Source organism: Pseudoxanthomonas sangjuensis (assembly GCF_010211755.1).
In the GTDB taxonomy this organism is placed as follows: Bacteria; Pseudomonadota; Gammaproteobacteria; order Xanthomonadales; family Xanthomonadaceae; genus Pseudoxanthomonas_A; species Pseudoxanthomonas_A sangjuensis.
Window position 1 is genome coordinate 1 of record NZ_PDWR01000033.1, and the last position, 13,724, is coordinate 13,724.

Below are 13,724 nucleotides of genomic sequence, written 5' to 3' on the forward strand. Positions count from 1 at the left end.
GGGTCGTCGTCCATAGGTTGCGCCGCGAGGCGCGCCGCAGAGTCTAGCAAACCGGTTTCCGGAACCGCTTGGATGGGGCGGATCCCCGCCGAATCAATGCCTTGGGCGGCCGGCGCGGGCGGCGGAACGCCACTTCCGGTCACGAACCCGTCATAATTCCGCCCCGATTGCCGTCCCTCCCGCGACGGCGGGACAGGACACCCGCATGTTTTCCCTGCAGACCATCTTCGGCTCCGGCCAGCAGTTCTACGCCCTGCTCGACGAGGCCGCCGACGCCGCCCACGAAAGCGCCAAGGCACTGCACGTGATGATGAAGGCCGCCGACCGCCAGCCGGCGCTGGACAGCTTCAAGCTGGCGCGGCTGCGCGAGCGCGCCACCGCCGACAAGATCGGCCAGGCGCTGGTCGACAGCTTCATCACCCCGTTCGAGCGCGAGGACATCGAGGCCCTGGGCTCGGCGCTGTACAAGATCCCCAAGCAGATCGAGAAGTTCGCCGACCGCTACTCGCTGGCCACCGAGCACCTGGCGCACATCGACTTCGCCCCGCGCGCGGCGATGCTGGAGCAGGCCGCCGGGGTGGTGAAGGACATGGTCCACGAACTGCCGAAGATGAACCTCGACAAGATGACCGCGCTCAACGAGAAGCTGCGCAGCATCGAGAACGAGGCCGACCGGCTGATGCTGGAGCTGTACCGCGACATCTACTCGGGCCGGCTCGACAACCTGCAGATGTTCCTGCTGAAGGAGTTCTTCGAGATCTTGGAGAAGGCGATCGACCGCTGCCGCGAGGCCGGCGTTGTGATCTACCAGATCGTGCTCAAGAACAGCTGAGGATCGCCCGATGCTGACCCTGGTCATCGTGGTGATCCTCGCCGCACTCGTGTTCGAGTTCATCAACGGCTTCCACGACACCGCCAACTCCATCGCCACCGTGGTCGCGACCAAGGTGCTGTCGCCCGGCCACGCGGTGCTGCTGGCGGCGGGCATGAACCTGCTCGGCGCGCTGACCGGCACCGCGGTGGCGGCGACGATCGCCAAGGGCATCGTCAACACCGACGTGGTCGACGCCAGTTCGCAGGTGATCCTGTGCGCGCTGCTCGGCGCGATCGTCTGGAACCTGATCACCTGGTGGCGCGGCCTGCCGTCGTCGTCGTCGCACGCGCTGATCGGCAGCCTGTGCGGCGCCGCGCTGGCCGCCGCGCACAACGATTTCGCCGCGCTGGTCTGGTCGAAGGCCGGCGACGCCGGCTGGACCAGCAACAAGGGCCTGCTGTGGAAGGTGTTCGTGCCGATGGTGACCTCGCCGCTGGCGGGTTTCGTCCTCGGCGTGGCGATCATCGTCCTGCTGTATTTCGTGATCTGGTCGCTGATGCGGGCGGGCGGGCCGCTGGCGCGGGTGGCGCGTCCGCGCTGGGTCAACGCCTTCTTCGGCAAGGCCCAGTTCGTTTCCGCCGCCTACATGGGCTATGCGCACGGCCGCCAGGACGCGCAGAAGACCATGGGCATCATCGCCCTGGCGCTGTTCGGCGCGGAGCAGTCCGGCGCGCTCGCCGACCTGCCGGGTTGGCTGTCGTTCCTCCACCCCAGCGGCGACGACAAGGAAATCGCGCTGTGGATCGTGCTGACCTGCGCCATCGTGATGGCGGCCGGCACCGCGTCCGGCGGCTGGCGCATCATCAAGACCCTCGGCCACAAGATGGTCAAGCTGCACCCGATCGACGGCTTCGCCGCGGAAACCGCGTCGGCCACGATCCTGGTCGCGGCCTCGCACTTCGGCATGCCGGTATCGACCACGCACAGCATCTCCACCGCGATCATGGGCGTGGGCTACGCGAAGAACCCGAAGGCGCTGAAGCTGGGCGTGGTCGAGCGCATCGTCTGGGCGTGGATACTGACCATTCCCGCTTCGGGCGGCGTCGCCTACCTGTTGTGGAAGGCGTTTTCGGCGCTGGGCTGGACCTGATCGCGCGCGCGTGGGGGGCGGGGCCGGCCCCGCTCCGCGACGGCAGGATCAAGGGCCCGCGCCGGGAATGGCGTTCCCGCGGCCGTTACAGCAGGTCGCCTTCGGCCGACAGCGCGCGTTCCATGCGGTCGCCCAGGCCGCCGATCTCCAGCACGAGGCGGTCGACTTCCGCCGCGGTCAGGCCCTCGTAGGGGCGGTTCTCGCACAGTTGCAGGTAGGGCACGCCATCGAGCTCGCCGACGGCCAGGTAGCCGACGCTGCTTTCCCAGTTGAATGCCAGCGCGCGGCGCGCGTCGATGCCGGTGATCGGCGCGATCACCGTGCTCACCCGCAGGTAGCCGCGGCCGTCGTCGTTGCCCAGTTCGGAAAGGAAGATCGATTGGTGCCGGTTGCCGCCGCCGAGCGACAGCTCGACGCAGGCGACGTACGGTTCCTGCAGGCCGACCTTGTAGCCGGATTTGCACAGGTGGCTGCGGACCTGTTCGAAGTTCTGCATGGCGCGACCCCGCTGTGTGTTGCTTCCTTGCGGGTATCCTACCGCGGATGGACGGGAAATCTTCCGCCGAACGCATCCTGGCCGCGGTGCGCGCGATCCCGCGCGGGCAGGTGGCCGGCTATGGCGAAGTCGCGCGCCGCGCCGGCCTGCCCGGGCGGGCGCGCTTGGCCGCGCGCGTGCTCAGCGAGAACGCCGATCCCGACCTGCCGTGGCATCGCGTGCTGCGTTCCGATGGCCGCATCGCCTTTCCGGAGGGCTCGCGCGGCTACCGCGAGCAGGCGCAGCGCCTGCGCGCCGAAGGCGTGCGCGTGGTGAAGGGCAGGGTGCAGGGCCGGAAGGCGGTGGCGACGCTCGACGAGCAGGTCTGGGGTTTCGACGGCAAGTGACTCAGGCGCGTCGCCGCATCCACGCGGCGATGCTCAGGCGCTGCCGCATCGCCGGCAGCACTTCGTGCTCGAGTTCGCTGAGGAAGACCACGCTGGTGCCGCCCAGCGGCGGCACGTCGATTTCCCCGCCGGGCAGGTACAGGCGCAGTCCGCCGCCGTCGCCTTCGCTCCAGTCCTCGTTGAGGTAGCTCACTACGGTCACGAGCCGCGCATCGCTGTCGCGGAAGCGGTCGCGATGCCGCCGGTAGAACGCGCCGGGCGGGTAGCAGGCGTAGTGCGCCTCGACTTCGGCCAGGCCGAGGAACAGCTCGCGATTCAGTTCGCCGCGCAGTGCGTCGAGTTGCGCCAGGAAGTCGTGCGCGGCCGTGCCGGTTGCCGCGTCGTCCAGCCACAGCGTGGCGTCGCCGCGGATGTCCTGGCGCAGCGCCCGGCCGCCGCCATGGCCGACCGCGGCCTCGCGCAGCAGCCCGGCTTCGCGCAGGCGCAGCAGGTCGTCGCGCAGCGCGGCGGGATCGGCGGGGAAACCGCCGACGTGGCAGGCGCCGGTGTCGGCCAGCGCCTGCGCCAGCAGGCCGGCATTCAGTCCGGCGACGGTGGGCAATTCGGTCATGCCGTTATGATAAGCGGCGTTCCACGCGAGATTGCCGATGATTGCCAGAATCCCCCCCGTCACCCAGGCCCTGTTGATCGCCAACGGACTGGTGTTCCTGCTGCAGCTGATGCTGGGCGATCCGTTGCTGGTGAATTTCATGCTGTGGCCACTAGGCGGCGACCCCGGATTCCTGCCGTGGCAACTGCTGACCTACGGCTTCATGCACGGCAGCGTCCCGCACCTGCTGTTCAACATGCTCGCGCTGTACATGTTCGGCTCGCCGCTGGAATACACCTGGGGCGAGAAACGCTTCCTGACCTACTACCTGGTCTGCGTGATCGGCGCGGGCCTGCTGCAGCTCGTCGTCGGCGCATGGGCCATGGCGCAGGGCGGCGAAGCCTATCCGACCGTGGGCGCGTCCGGCGGCGTGTTCGGCCTGCTGCTGGCCTACGGCATGTTGTTCCCGAACAACCGGATCATGCTGCTGTTTCCGCCGATCCCGATGAAGGCGCGCACCTTCGTCGTACTGTACGGTGCGCTCGAACTGTTCCTGGGATTCGGCGGACTGCAGCCGGGCGTGGCGCACTTCGCCCACCTGGGCGGCATGCTGTTCGGCTGGCTGCTGATCCGCTACTGGCGCGGGCAGCCGCCGTTCGGCAGGCGCCGGCCACCGGGGCCGCGGATCGTGCGTTGATCCTGCAGGAGCGGGCAGCGCCCGCTCCCGCGGAAACGGTTCGCGCTCAGCGCCAGACCTTCACCTGCTCGGTTTCCTCCAGCTGCATCGGCTGCCCGGCCTTGCACGAGAACGTGGCGGCGAAGGCGGGCAGGTTGGCCAGCGGGCCGTCGCTGCGCCATTTGCCCGGCGCATAGATGTCGGCGGCGGCGCGCAGCGTCGCCTCGGCCGGCGACAAGTGCTGCGCCCACAACCGCGACCAGGCGCGGAAGAAATCCTGTTTGGCGGCCGCATCCGGCGCGAGCCGGGCGTGGGTGAACGCATCCCAGGCCAGTTCCACGCCGCCGAGGTCGGCGACGTTCTCGTCCCTGGTCGCGAGGCCGTCCACCTTGGCGCCGGCGCCGGGGAACGGATAGGCGTTGTATTGCGCGGCCACGCGGTTGCCGATGTCGTCCCATGCGGCGAGGTCGGCCGGCGTCCACCAGTCGCGCAGCGTGCCCCTGGCATCGACCATGCGGCCCTTGCGGTCGAAACCGCGGCCGAGTTCGCGGCCGACCAGCGCGCCGAACGAACCGTACAGCGCGGCGTCGCCCTTGCCGGCGTCGAACACCGGCGGTTGCAGCACCGCGGCGGTGACGATCAGGCGGTTCTGCGCCAGGTCGTAAGCCAGTGCCGGCTGCTGCGGCAGCACGTTCCAGCGGCGGTCGGCGTTGCCCTTGCCGATCCGTTTCATTTCCTCGCGGTGGCGCCACGTCGATGCGATCAGCACGTTGCTGCCGAAGCTGCCGCGGCCCATCGGCTGCACGCTGTAGTCGAGGTCGCGCTTGGGCGTGCCGATCTCGATCTTCAGCGCCGACAGCTTGGCCTTCGCCTCGGCCTTGGCTTCCGCGCTCATCCATGCATTGCCCTGCAGGCCGCGTTCGAGCGCATCGCGCACCTGCGCGGCGATGTCCGCGGCCCGCGTGCGGTTCGCCGACGGCAGGTAGCGCCCGGCGTATTCCTTGCCCAGCATCGGTCCGGCCGCGGTGGTGATGGCGTCCAGCACCTGCTGCCAGCGCTCGGCCGGCGCGGCGTCGCCGCGCAGCGTGCGGCCGCGGAAATCGAATTCGGCGTCGCGGAACGACCTGGCCAGGTACGGCGCCATCGCGTCGCCGATGCGCCAGCGCAGGTAGGCCTTCCACTGGTCGGGCTTGAGCGTCGCGACCATCGAATCCAGTGCCGCGAACAGCGTCGGGTTCGACAGCGACACGCGGTCGTCGCGGACCCCCTGCACCTTCAGGAAGGCATCGAGCTGCAGGTTCCTGTAGGTCTTCGCCAGGCTCGCGACTTCCACCGGCGCGTAGTTGGCGAACGGATCGTTGAGGACCTGCAGCGCCTGCGCTTGCCGGGCGATGCGCGTCTCCAGGTCGATCACCATCGCCGCCTCGGCGTCCAGCCGGTCCTGCCGGGTACCGGTCAGGGCGAGGATCTGCTTGACGTAGCCGCGGTAGCGGTCGAGCAGCGCGCGCGTCTCCGCGTCGGTGCGCGTGTAGAACGCCGGGTCGGACAGGCCGGTGCCGCCCTGCATGAAATAGCCGATGTGGCGTTCGAGGTCCTGCAGGTCGACGTCGGCGCTGAAGTTGAACAGCACCGGGATGCCGAGCTGGTGCAGGGCGGCGACCGCCGCCGGCACGTCCTTGCTCTTCCTGATCGCGTTGATCCGGTCCAGCAGCGGCGCAATGGGTTTCGCGCCGTCGGCTTCGACCGCGGCCTCGTCGAGGCCGCTGGCCCAGAAGTCGCCGAGCCGCTTCTGCACGTCGTTGGCCGGCGCCTGCATCGACAGATCGAGCAACTGGCGCTGCTGGACCAGGCTCAGCTCGCGCAGCTGGCCGAGCGCGGTGACCGCGCCGATCCCGGACGGCGCCGGGTTCGCCTTCAGCCAGTCGGCGTTGGCGTAGCCGTAGAAGTCGCTGCATTGGGCGCTGGTCGCGGGCGCCCTGGCCTTTTTCTTCTTGGTGGCGGCGCCGGCGTCGGTGGCGGACAGGGCGGCGAGCAGGGCCAGGGCCAACAGGGCGGGTTTGCGGGCAGCATCGTGCAGGTGCGGCATCGGGGGCTCCTTTGTTCCGATCGGTGCGGATACTAGCAAGCCAACCTGTACGTACCCGTGAGCCGGGCACCTGAACGACGAAGGCCCGGATGAGCCGGGCCTTCGTCCTTTAAGTCGCCGTCGACAAACCTATATCGTCTGGACAGACTTGACACTTGCTTTTTTTGCCATGCCTCTATCAACAAGCACCCACGTCAAGAAGGCCATCTTCTCCGCATCAATTACACGCATCACCATTGCGCTATCGACAACACTCGACCCAAGCGCGCTTATCTTTCTGGCACCGAGAAATATAGCTTGCCAGTTGGACTCGGAATCCTGAGCAACGCCCAATGACTGAACGATGGCGATTTCGCATACATTCGTTGCACAGCGAACATTCGGCTGCGACAAGCCAAGCCCTTGCAAAGGAAGCGCAGTCACCTCCCTTGCAATCTGTTCTTCCATGTAATTGGCCCACTCATTATCGCGGCGCTCGGACTGCATGAGTTTTATATATTGCGCAATTTCCTCTGGCACGCGGCCGTTTTGCACGTCACGATGAGTAATGTCTCTTAGAACCTCAATTTGCTCCAATTCTTCCCGACTAATTTCTGCTGGAGCGCCTTCTTCGATATTGCCGTCTTCGATGCCAACGCGCTCCGCATGCACTACCTGGGCACTCACATTTTCAATCTCGGCCACCCGATTGTTCCAAGGCGCAGCACAAAGAAGCCGCATCGGATTTTCATCTGCATAAATGTGTTCTAGCGTATTCACCCCACAATCACCCAGATTTGCGAATGCCACTCCGCATTCGGAGCCCACATAGCAAATATCGTATTGCACTACACAAGTTGTATGGCCAATAAGAACGCCAGATTGACATATTGGGGGCAGAACGGGAATCCGAGGAGGAATACATTGTGAACAATATTGAGCTTCGCTCTCCGAAGAAGAAAAAGCGGCAGCACCTATCAACAATACGAACATGAATGCGCGCGATATACGATTCATGACATAGTCCTGCTCACGATCACTATCAATTTTTCTCTAGCACATACACGCACCCAAGTCAAGAATCAGCTCGTGATCGTTTGACTCAGTTCTGGTCAGATGGCGCCGCGAAAAACGAAACGGAAAGACGGTGTCAGAGAAAAAGTGGTGTCAGAGCCACGACCCCGGACTCGGAAAAACGAAGGCCCGGATCGCTCCGGGCCTTCATGCGGACGACGAGGAATCGTTCGCTTACCAGATCACCACCTGCTTGTCGCCGTCGCGCAGCATCGGGTCGCCGGCCTTGCACGAGAACGCGGCGGCGAACGCCGGCAGGTTGGACGGCGCGCCGATCGCGCGGAAGTTGGCCGGCGCGTGCGGGTCGGTCTTCAGCCGCACCACCAGTTCCTCCGGGGTGAAGTTGCGGCGCCACACCGTGGCCCAGTTGAGGAAGAAGCGCTGGTCGCGGGTCAGGCCGTCGCCATTGTCGTCGGGCTTGCCGGCGGTGGCCGTCTTCATCGCGTCGTAGGCCGTGGCCAGGCCGCCGAGGTCGGCGATGTTCTCGCCCAGGGTCAGCTTGCCGTTGACCTTGCCGCCGGCGTCGGTGGTGTAGCCGTCGAACTGCGCGACCAGCTTGCCGGTGCGCTCGGCGAAGCCCTTGGCGTCGGCCTCGCTCCACCAGTTCTCGAAGTTGCCGCTCGGCCCGAAGCGCGAGCCCTGGTCGTCGTAGCCGTGGGTCATCTCGTGGCCGATCACCGCGCCGATGCCGCCGTAGTTCATTTCCTCCGGCGCGTTCGGGTCGAAGAACGGCGGCTGCAGGATCGCCGCCGGGAACACGATCTCGTTCTGCAGCGGGTTGTAGTAGGCGTTGACCATCTGCGGCGGCATGCCCCACTCGGTCTTGTCGACCGGCTTGCCGATCTTGCCGAGGTTCCACTTGTAGTTGAACTCGTTGGCGGCCAGCACGTTGCCGATGTAGCTGTCGCGGGCGGTGGCCAGGCCGGCCCAGTCGCGCCACTTGTCCGGGTAGCCGATCTTCGGCGTGAACGCGGCCCACTTCTCCAGCGCCTTCTTCTTGGTCTCGTCGCCCATCCAGTCCAGCTTCTCGATGCGCGCCTTCAGCGCGGTGGACAGGTTGCCCACCAGCGTTTCCATCTTGGCCTTGGATTCGGGCGGGAACGCGACCTTGACGTACAGCTGGCCCAGCGCCTCGCCGGCCTGGCCGTTGATCGTGGCCAGCACGCGCTTCCAGCGCGGCTTGATCTCCTTCTGCCCGCGCATGGTCTTGGAGTAGAAGTCGAAGTGCTCGTTGACGAAGGCGCTGCTCAGGTACGGCGAGGCGCCGTCGACGGTGTGGAAGCGCAGGTAGGCGCGCCACGCCGCCGGGTCGGTGTCGCCGAGCATCTTGCTGACTTCCTCGTGGAAGGCGGGGATGGCCAGCGAGAACTTCTCCGGCGCGGCCACGCCCTGCGAATCGAAGAACTTCGTCCACGAGAAGTTCGGGGTCAGCTTGTCGGCGTCGGCCAGGGTGACCGGGTTGTAGTACAGCGAGACGTCGCGCGAGAGCTCCTCGCTGGTCTTGGACACCTTGGCCAGGCGGGTCTCGAACGCGACCACGTCGTCGGCCTGCTTCGCGGCGTCGGCCGCGGCCACGCCGGACAGTTCCAGCACCTTGGCGACGTGCTCGCGGTAGGCCTCCAGCTTCTCCTTGTTCTCGGCCTTGGTGTAGTACTCGGGGTCGGGCAGGCCCAGGCCGCCCTGCGAGGCGTAGGCCATGTTCATCGACGAATTCTTGAAGTCGGCCTCGGCGCCGAAGCCGAACAGGTCGTTCTGGCCCTTGGCCGCGCTGGTGCGCAGGTACTCGGCGATCGCGTCCTTGTCGGCCAGCGCGTCGATCGCGGTCAGTTCGGCCTTGAGCGGCTCGATGCCCTGCGCCTCGATCTTGGCTTCGTCCATGCCGGTCGCCCACAGGTCGCCGACGATCTTCTCGACGCCGGTCGCATCCGCGTCGGCGGCGGCCTGCTCGGCCAGCTGGCGCTGCACCGCGTTGCTGCGCTCGTCGAGCATCTCGAACGCGCCCCAGCTGGTGCGGTCGCCCGGCACCGGGTTGGCGGCGAGGAACTTGCTGTTGGCGTAACCGGTGAAGTCGGTACAGGCGTTCTTGCTGGTGTCGAGGTCGGAGGCCTTGAACTGGTTGAACGGCGGCAGCTTGGATTCGTCCAGGGTCAGCGCCTTCGGGCCGTCGGCGGCCGGAGCGGCGGCTTCATCGGACTTCTTGCACGCGGCCAGCGCGGCGGCCACGGCAAGCGACAGGAACAGGATCTTCGGGGTATTGCGCACGGTCATGGACTCCGGCCCGGCTGGGCGATGGAAGAAGGGAACCCGCCCCAGCAGGGGCGGGCGGTCGCGCGACTTTACACGGTCCCGCCCCCGCGGACGGGTGCGGAAGGTCATGGCCGGGAGTTAGGAATCGGTGAAGCGGAACGGGGGAAACGCGTGAAAGGCGCCGGGAAGGGCCGGTCATGCCCGCCGCCGGCGCCCGCTCCTCGCCTTATCTCACATAAGGCACTTCGGCATCGCGGTTGCGCTCGCGTTGGCGGCGCTCGAACGCCTGGTTGGCCTTTTCCTCGGTCATCTCGTACTTCGGCGCCACGTGCGGCAGCAGCAGGCGCAGCCACGCCTTGCTGACCCGATGCGCCTCGGCCGGGCACATCTTCGCGCGCGCCTCGGGCAGCGTGCCGTCGGCGACCAGGCCGACGTAGCGCACCGGGTCGCTGCCGTAGAGCAGGCATTGCAGGTTGAAGTAGCGCTGCTCGCCCAGCGCGTGCTCGTCGGCATAGGCGTCGAGGTTGTAGGCGCCGGTGCTGCGCACCAGGAACCAGTTGGACGCCATGCGCAGGTTCTCGGCGACCGCGCCCGAGGATTCGTCCTTGCCGGCGAAGCGCAGCATCAGCGTGGTGGCGAGCTGGTCGACGGCGTCTTCCTCGCGGCCGGTGACCGGGATGTCGAGCAGGTCGATCAGCGCATGCCCGGTTTCGTGCAGCACGATGAAGCGCACGTTGGCGACCAGGTACCTGCGCGCGTGGTCCTCGTCCAGGCCGTGCTCCCTGGTCAGTTCTTCGCCGCGCTCCAGCAGCACCTTCATGGTTTCGTAGCACATCACCACCTCGCCGCGTTCGGGCGAGTAGAAGGCGTCGGGTTCGCGGCACTCGGCGGCGACGAACTTGATCGGCTTGGGCAATACCAGCAGCCCGTCGATGGCCTTGATCTCCGGCAGCTGGCGCAGCATGTCCTCCTTGCTCGCGAGCGCGTAGAACGGCTCCAGCTCCGGCGTCTTCGGCTTGACGTATTCGTAGGCGAAACGGGTGCCGTCGGCCTTGGGGCGCTCGCTGGCGACGGGCTTCAGCACGACCGGCTTGAGCGCGGCCATTTCGTCGGCCAGCGCCTTCTCGGCCGCGGCGCGGCCCTCCGCGCGCGCCGCGGCGAGGTCGCGCGCGTGCTGCCGCGCGGTGAGCTGCGAGTAGCCGAAGGCGCCGACGACCAGCCCGAAGGCCAGGGTCAGCAGGAAATTCCGGATTCGTTGCTTCATGCGTTCCCCGGCGGCCTCGGCCACGCACCACACGGGTCGGATCGTAACGGGATGCGGGCCGTGGCGGAATACGCTGCCACGGCCCGGCGGCCTCAGGGCACGGGCGCGAAGCGCGGGTCGCCGATCTTCATCTCGGTCAGCGGGCCGTAGCGCTTCAGCGTTTCGCGGATCTTCGCCGCGTCGCCGATCGCGGTGATCACCAGGTCGGCGTTGGCCGGGAAGGCGTCGCGCGCGGCGGCGACCTGCTGCGGCGTGGCGGCGGCGATCCGGCCGAGGTAGCCGTCGACCGCATCGCGGTCGTCGCCGTACAGGGCCAGCTCGACCAGCTTGGCGGCCAGTTGCGGCGAGGTCTCCAGTTCCGGGGTGAACTGGCCGGCGATGTAGTTCTTCGCCGAGGCCAGCGTGGCTGCGTCGAGGCCGTCCTTGTGCAGGCGGTCCAGCGTGGCCAGCGCCAGGTCGATCGCGGCTTGGGTCGATTCGGTCTTGGTGAAGCTGGTGATCGCGGCGGCACCGGGCCGGCGCGGCCGCTGCAGCGTGGCGCGCGCGCCGTAGCTCAGGCCGGACTTGATCCGCAGTTCGGTGTTGATCATCGAGGTGAAGCGCCCGCCGAACGCGGTCTGCACCAGGTCCTGCGCGGCTTCGGCGGGGTCGCCGTGGGCCACGCCGACGTTGGCCAGCGAGAAGTAGGTCTGGGTGGCGCCGGGCTTGTCGACCAGCAGCACGCGGCGGCCGGACTCGCGCGGCTTCGCATCGGCCTGCGGCAACGCGCCGCCCGCCTTCGCCCAGCCGCCGAAAATCTCCTTCACCTGCCCGGCGACCGCGGCGGGATCGAAATCTCCGGCGATGGCCAGGATCAGCCGGTCGCCGCCCATTTGCTGGGTGCGGAACGCCTGCAGGTCGGCCAGCTTGATCGCGGCCAGGCTGGTCTCGTCGCCGTCGGACGGACGCCCGTAGGGATGGCCGCGGAACAGCCAGGCGCCGGCGTATTTGCCGAGCAGGCCGCTGGGGTCGGAATCCTTGGCCGCGGCGATCGCGTCGATGGCGCGCTGGCGCAGCTTGGCGAATTCGGCCGGATCGAGCTTCGGCCGCAGCAGTGCGTCGCCGAGCAGCGACAGCATCAGCCCGGTGTCCTTCGCCAGGAACTGCGCGCTCGCGGTCAGCGCTTCGGGCGAACTGCCGAAGTGCAGGCTGCCGCCGGCGCCGTCGACGGTTTCGGCGAAGGCCAGCGCATCGCGCTCGCCGGCGCCCTTCGACAGCAGTTCGCCGAGCAGCGCGGCGGTACCTTCCTTGCCGGGCGCATCGGCCAGCGCGCCGCCGCGCACCGCCAGCGACGCGGCGACCATCGGCACGTCGTGGCGCGGCATCAGCAGCACGGTCGCGCCGTTGTCGAGGGTCAGCGTGGTGTAGTCGGGCAGGCGGATTTCGGCGGCATTGGCGCCGAACGCGGCGGCCAGCGCGACGCAGCCGGCGGCGAGGATGGAACGGACGGAATTGACGCGGCTCATCGTGCGGCCTCCTTGCTGGCGGCGACGGGTTTCAGCAATCCGGTGGTGCGGTTCTGCACGCGCAGGATCTTCTTCGCCAGCGCCTGTACCTGCGCCGGCGTCACCGCGGCATAGGCCGCCGGGGCGTCGAACAGCTTGCGGTAGTCGCCGTGGAAGACTTCGTATTCGCCGAGCGCGCGCGCCTTGCCGTTGATCGTCGCCAGGCCGCGCCAGAACGAAGCCAGCTTGAAGTTGCGCGCCTTCTCCAGTTCGGCGGCGCCGACGCCCTGGTCGGCCACGCGCGCCAGTTCGTCGTCGAGCAGCTTCTCGACCCTGGCCAGGTCGCCGCCCGGCGGCAACGCGGCGTAGATCCACAGCAGGCCGGGATCGAAGCCGGCGTCGAGGAACGCGCCGGTGTCGACCGCGGCCTGTTCGCGCTCGACCAGGCGCTGGTGCAGGCGCGACGAATCGCCCTGCGACAGGATGCTGGTCAGCAGCTCCAGCGCCGGGATGTCCGCGTCGGCCTCGCCCATGCCGGTGTGGAAGGCGTAGGCGATCAGCGCCGACTGCGCATCGGCCTTCTCGACCACGACGCGGCGCTCGCCCTGCTGCTCCGGCTCGACCGTGGTCACCGGGGTCGGCGCCGGCTGCTTGGCCAGCGGCGCCAGGTACTTGTCGGCCAGCGCGAACACCTGCTGCGGCTCGACGTCGCCGGCGACCACCAGCACCGCGTTGTTCGGCGCGTAATAGGTCTTGAAGAACTGCTGCAGGTCCTCCTGCTTCCAGTTCTCGATGTCGCTGGGCCAGCCGATGGTGGGGAAGGTGTACGGGTGCGCGGTGAACGCCGCGGCCTGCACCTGCTCCATCAGCGTGCCGAAGTTGTCGTTGTCCACGCGCAGGCGGCGCTCGCTGTAGACCACGCCGCGCTCGCTCTCGACCACCTTCGGCACGAAGGCGAGGTGGGCCATGCGGTCGCTTTCCAGGTCGAAGATGGTTTCCAGCGCCGACGACGGGAACCAGTCGGTGTAGACGGTCAGGTCGTTGCTGGTGCTGGCGTTGTTGCTGCCGCCGGCGGCCTCCATCTCGCGGTCGAACTCGCCCGGCTCGCGCCGGGTCGTGCCATTGAACATCATGTGTTCGAAGAAGTGCGCCAGCCCGGTGATGCCGGGGCGTTCGTTGCGGCTGCCGACCTTGTAGAAGGTGTAGTAGTTGGCGCTGGGGATGTCGTGGTCGGGCCAGACCACGATCTTCAGGCCGTTGGTCAGCGTCCGGCTGGCGATGGCGTCGGCGCCGGGCACGGCGGTGGCGGCCCGCGCGGCGCCGGACACGGCGAGCGCGGCGGCGAGCGCGATCATGAGGGATGGCATCCTTGGCGAACGCATCGGGTGGCTCCTGGCTGGCGGATGCGCAACTCTATCCAAACGCCGTCGCCGCGGCACGTGCCGAAGGTCGTTGCCCCGGGTTGCGGCGGGAGCGGGT

At 67.8% G+C, this 13,724-nt stretch carries 12 protein-coding genes; 4 read left to right on the plus strand and 8 right to left on the minus strand.

Going from position 1 to position 13,724, the window contains the following annotated elements:
* Window positions 1-205 precede the first annotated feature (205 nt).
* Together CSC71_RS13955 and CSC71_RS13960 are read left to right on the plus strand one after the other, a co-directional pair.
* Window positions 206-832 (plus strand): DUF47 domain-containing protein, encoded by a 627-nt coding sequence (locus CSC71_RS13955; protein WP_162374989.1) that lies wholly within the window; start codon window positions 206-208, stop codon window positions 830-832.
* A gap of 10 nt (window positions 833-842) precedes the next feature.
* The gene (locus tag CSC71_RS13960; protein ID WP_162374990.1) at window positions 843-1,964 is read left to right on the plus strand and encodes an inorganic phosphate transporter; all 1,122 of its coding nucleotides are present in this window, start codon (window positions 843-845) and stop codon (window positions 1,962-1,964) included.
* Window positions 1,965-2,049: 85 nt separating this feature from the next.
* Here the strand turns inward: CSC71_RS13960 and CSC71_RS13965 are convergent, their stop codons facing one another.
* Window positions 2,050-2,460, minus strand: a complete 411-nt coding sequence (locus CSC71_RS13965; RefSeq protein WP_162374991.1) for a hypothetical protein — start codon at window positions 2,458-2,460, stop codon at window positions 2,050-2,052.
* Window positions 2,461-2,507: 47 nt separating this feature from the next.
* Between CSC71_RS13965 and CSC71_RS13970 the strand changes: the two genes are divergently transcribed.
* Entirely contained in the window at window positions 2,508-2,846 is a 339-nt protein-coding gene (locus CSC71_RS13970; RefSeq protein ID WP_162374992.1) for an MGMT family protein, read from the plus strand.
* A 1-nt stretch (window position 2,847) separates the two neighbouring features.
* Here the strand turns inward: CSC71_RS13970 and CSC71_RS13975 are convergent, their stop codons facing one another.
* Complete coding sequence (locus tag CSC71_RS13975; protein ID WP_162374993.1) at window positions 2,848-3,456, minus strand: 2OG-Fe(II) oxygenase; 609 nt, start codon at window positions 3,454-3,456, stop codon at window positions 2,848-2,850.
* Window positions 3,457-3,493: 37 nt separating this feature from the next.
* On the opposite strand from CSC71_RS13975, the gene CSC71_RS13980 reads away from it, so the two are divergent.
* The gene (locus CSC71_RS13980) at window positions 3,494-4,132 is read left to right on the plus strand and encodes a rhomboid family intramembrane serine protease (protein ID WP_162374994.1); all 639 of its coding nucleotides are present in this window, start codon (window positions 3,494-3,496) and stop codon (window positions 4,130-4,132) included.
* Window positions 4,133-4,178: 46 nt separating this feature from the next.
* On the opposite strand, the gene CSC71_RS13985 is transcribed toward CSC71_RS13980, so the two are convergent.
* The 6 genes from CSC71_RS13985 to CSC71_RS14010 all read right to left on the minus strand — a co-directional run bounded on the left by CSC71_RS13985 (window position 4,179) and on the right by CSC71_RS14010 (window position 13,600).
* On the minus strand, window positions 4,179-6,197 hold the full coding sequence (locus CSC71_RS13985) for a M13 family metallopeptidase (protein WP_162374995.1): 2,019 nt from the start codon (window positions 6,195-6,197) through the stop codon (window positions 4,179-4,181).
* Window positions 6,198-6,326: 129 nt separating this feature from the next.
* Window positions 6,327-7,193, minus strand: coding sequence for a hypothetical protein (locus CSC71_RS13990; RefSeq protein ID WP_162374996.1), 867 nt, complete (start codon window positions 7,191-7,193; stop codon window positions 6,327-6,329).
* Between the two features lie 231 nt (window positions 7,194-7,424).
* A complete protein-coding gene (locus CSC71_RS13995; protein WP_162375010.1) occupies window positions 7,425-9,491 on the minus strand; it encodes a M13 family metallopeptidase in 2,067 nt (688 codons plus the stop codon).
* Between the two features lie 232 nt (window positions 9,492-9,723).
* Window positions 9,724-10,761, minus strand: a complete 1,038-nt coding sequence (locus CSC71_RS14000; RefSeq protein ID WP_246192234.1) for a DUF4344 domain-containing metallopeptidase — start codon at window positions 10,759-10,761, stop codon at window positions 9,724-9,726.
* 92 nt (window positions 10,762-10,853) lie between these two features.
* On the minus strand, window positions 10,854-12,266 hold the full coding sequence (locus tag CSC71_RS14005) for a M16 family metallopeptidase (protein ID WP_162374997.1): 1,413 nt from the start codon (window positions 12,264-12,266) through the stop codon (window positions 10,854-10,856).
* Window positions 12,263-13,600, minus strand: a complete 1,338-nt coding sequence (locus CSC71_RS14010) for a M16 family metallopeptidase (RefSeq protein WP_211368047.1) — start codon at window positions 13,598-13,600, stop codon at window positions 12,263-12,265. The genes CSC71_RS14005 and CSC71_RS14010 overlap by 4 nt, the downstream gene beginning before the upstream one ends.
* Window positions 13,601-13,724: the final 124 nt, after the last annotated feature.

Excerpts from the sequence above, each read along its gene's own strand:
- CSC71_RS13970 (WP_162374992.1), top strand. The coding sequence starts at position 2,508 with ATGGACGGGAAATCTTCCGCCGAACGCATCCTGGCCGCGGTGCGCGCG.
- CSC71_RS13955 (WP_162374989.1), top strand. The coding sequence starts at position 206 with ATGTTTTCCCTGCAGACCATCTTCGGCTCCGGCCAGCAGTTCTACGCC.
- CSC71_RS14000 (WP_246192234.1), bottom strand. The coding sequence starts at position 10,761 with ATGAAGCAACGAATCCGGAATTTCCTGCTGACCCTGGCCTTCGGGCTG.
- CSC71_RS14010 (WP_211368047.1), bottom strand. The coding sequence starts at position 13,600 with ATGATCGCGCTCGCCGCCGCGCTCGCCGTGTCCGGCGCCGCGCGGGCC.
- CSC71_RS13985 (WP_162374995.1), bottom strand. The coding sequence starts at position 6,197 with ATGCCGCACCTGCACGATGCTGCCCGCAAACCCGCCCTGTTGGCCCTG.
- CSC71_RS13980 (WP_162374994.1), top strand. The coding sequence starts at position 3,494 with ATGATTGCCAGAATCCCCCCCGTCACCCAGGCCCTGTTGATCGCCAAC.
- CSC71_RS13960 (WP_162374990.1), top strand. The coding sequence starts at position 843 with ATGCTGACCCTGGTCATCGTGGTGATCCTCGCCGCACTCGTGTTCGAG.
- CSC71_RS14005 (WP_162374997.1), bottom strand. The coding sequence starts at position 12,266 with ATGAGCCGCGTCAATTCCGTCCGTTCCATCCTCGCCGCCGGCTGCGTC.
- CSC71_RS13965 (WP_162374991.1), bottom strand. The coding sequence starts at position 2,460 with ATGCAGAACTTCGAACAGGTCCGCAGCCACCTGTGCAAATCCGGCTAC.
- CSC71_RS13975 (WP_162374993.1), bottom strand. The coding sequence starts at position 3,456 with ATGACCGAATTGCCCACCGTCGCCGGACTGAATGCCGGCCTGCTGGCG.
- CSC71_RS13990 (WP_162374996.1), bottom strand. The coding sequence starts at position 7,193 with ATGAATCGTATATCGCGCGCATTCATGTTCGTATTGTTGATAGGTGCT.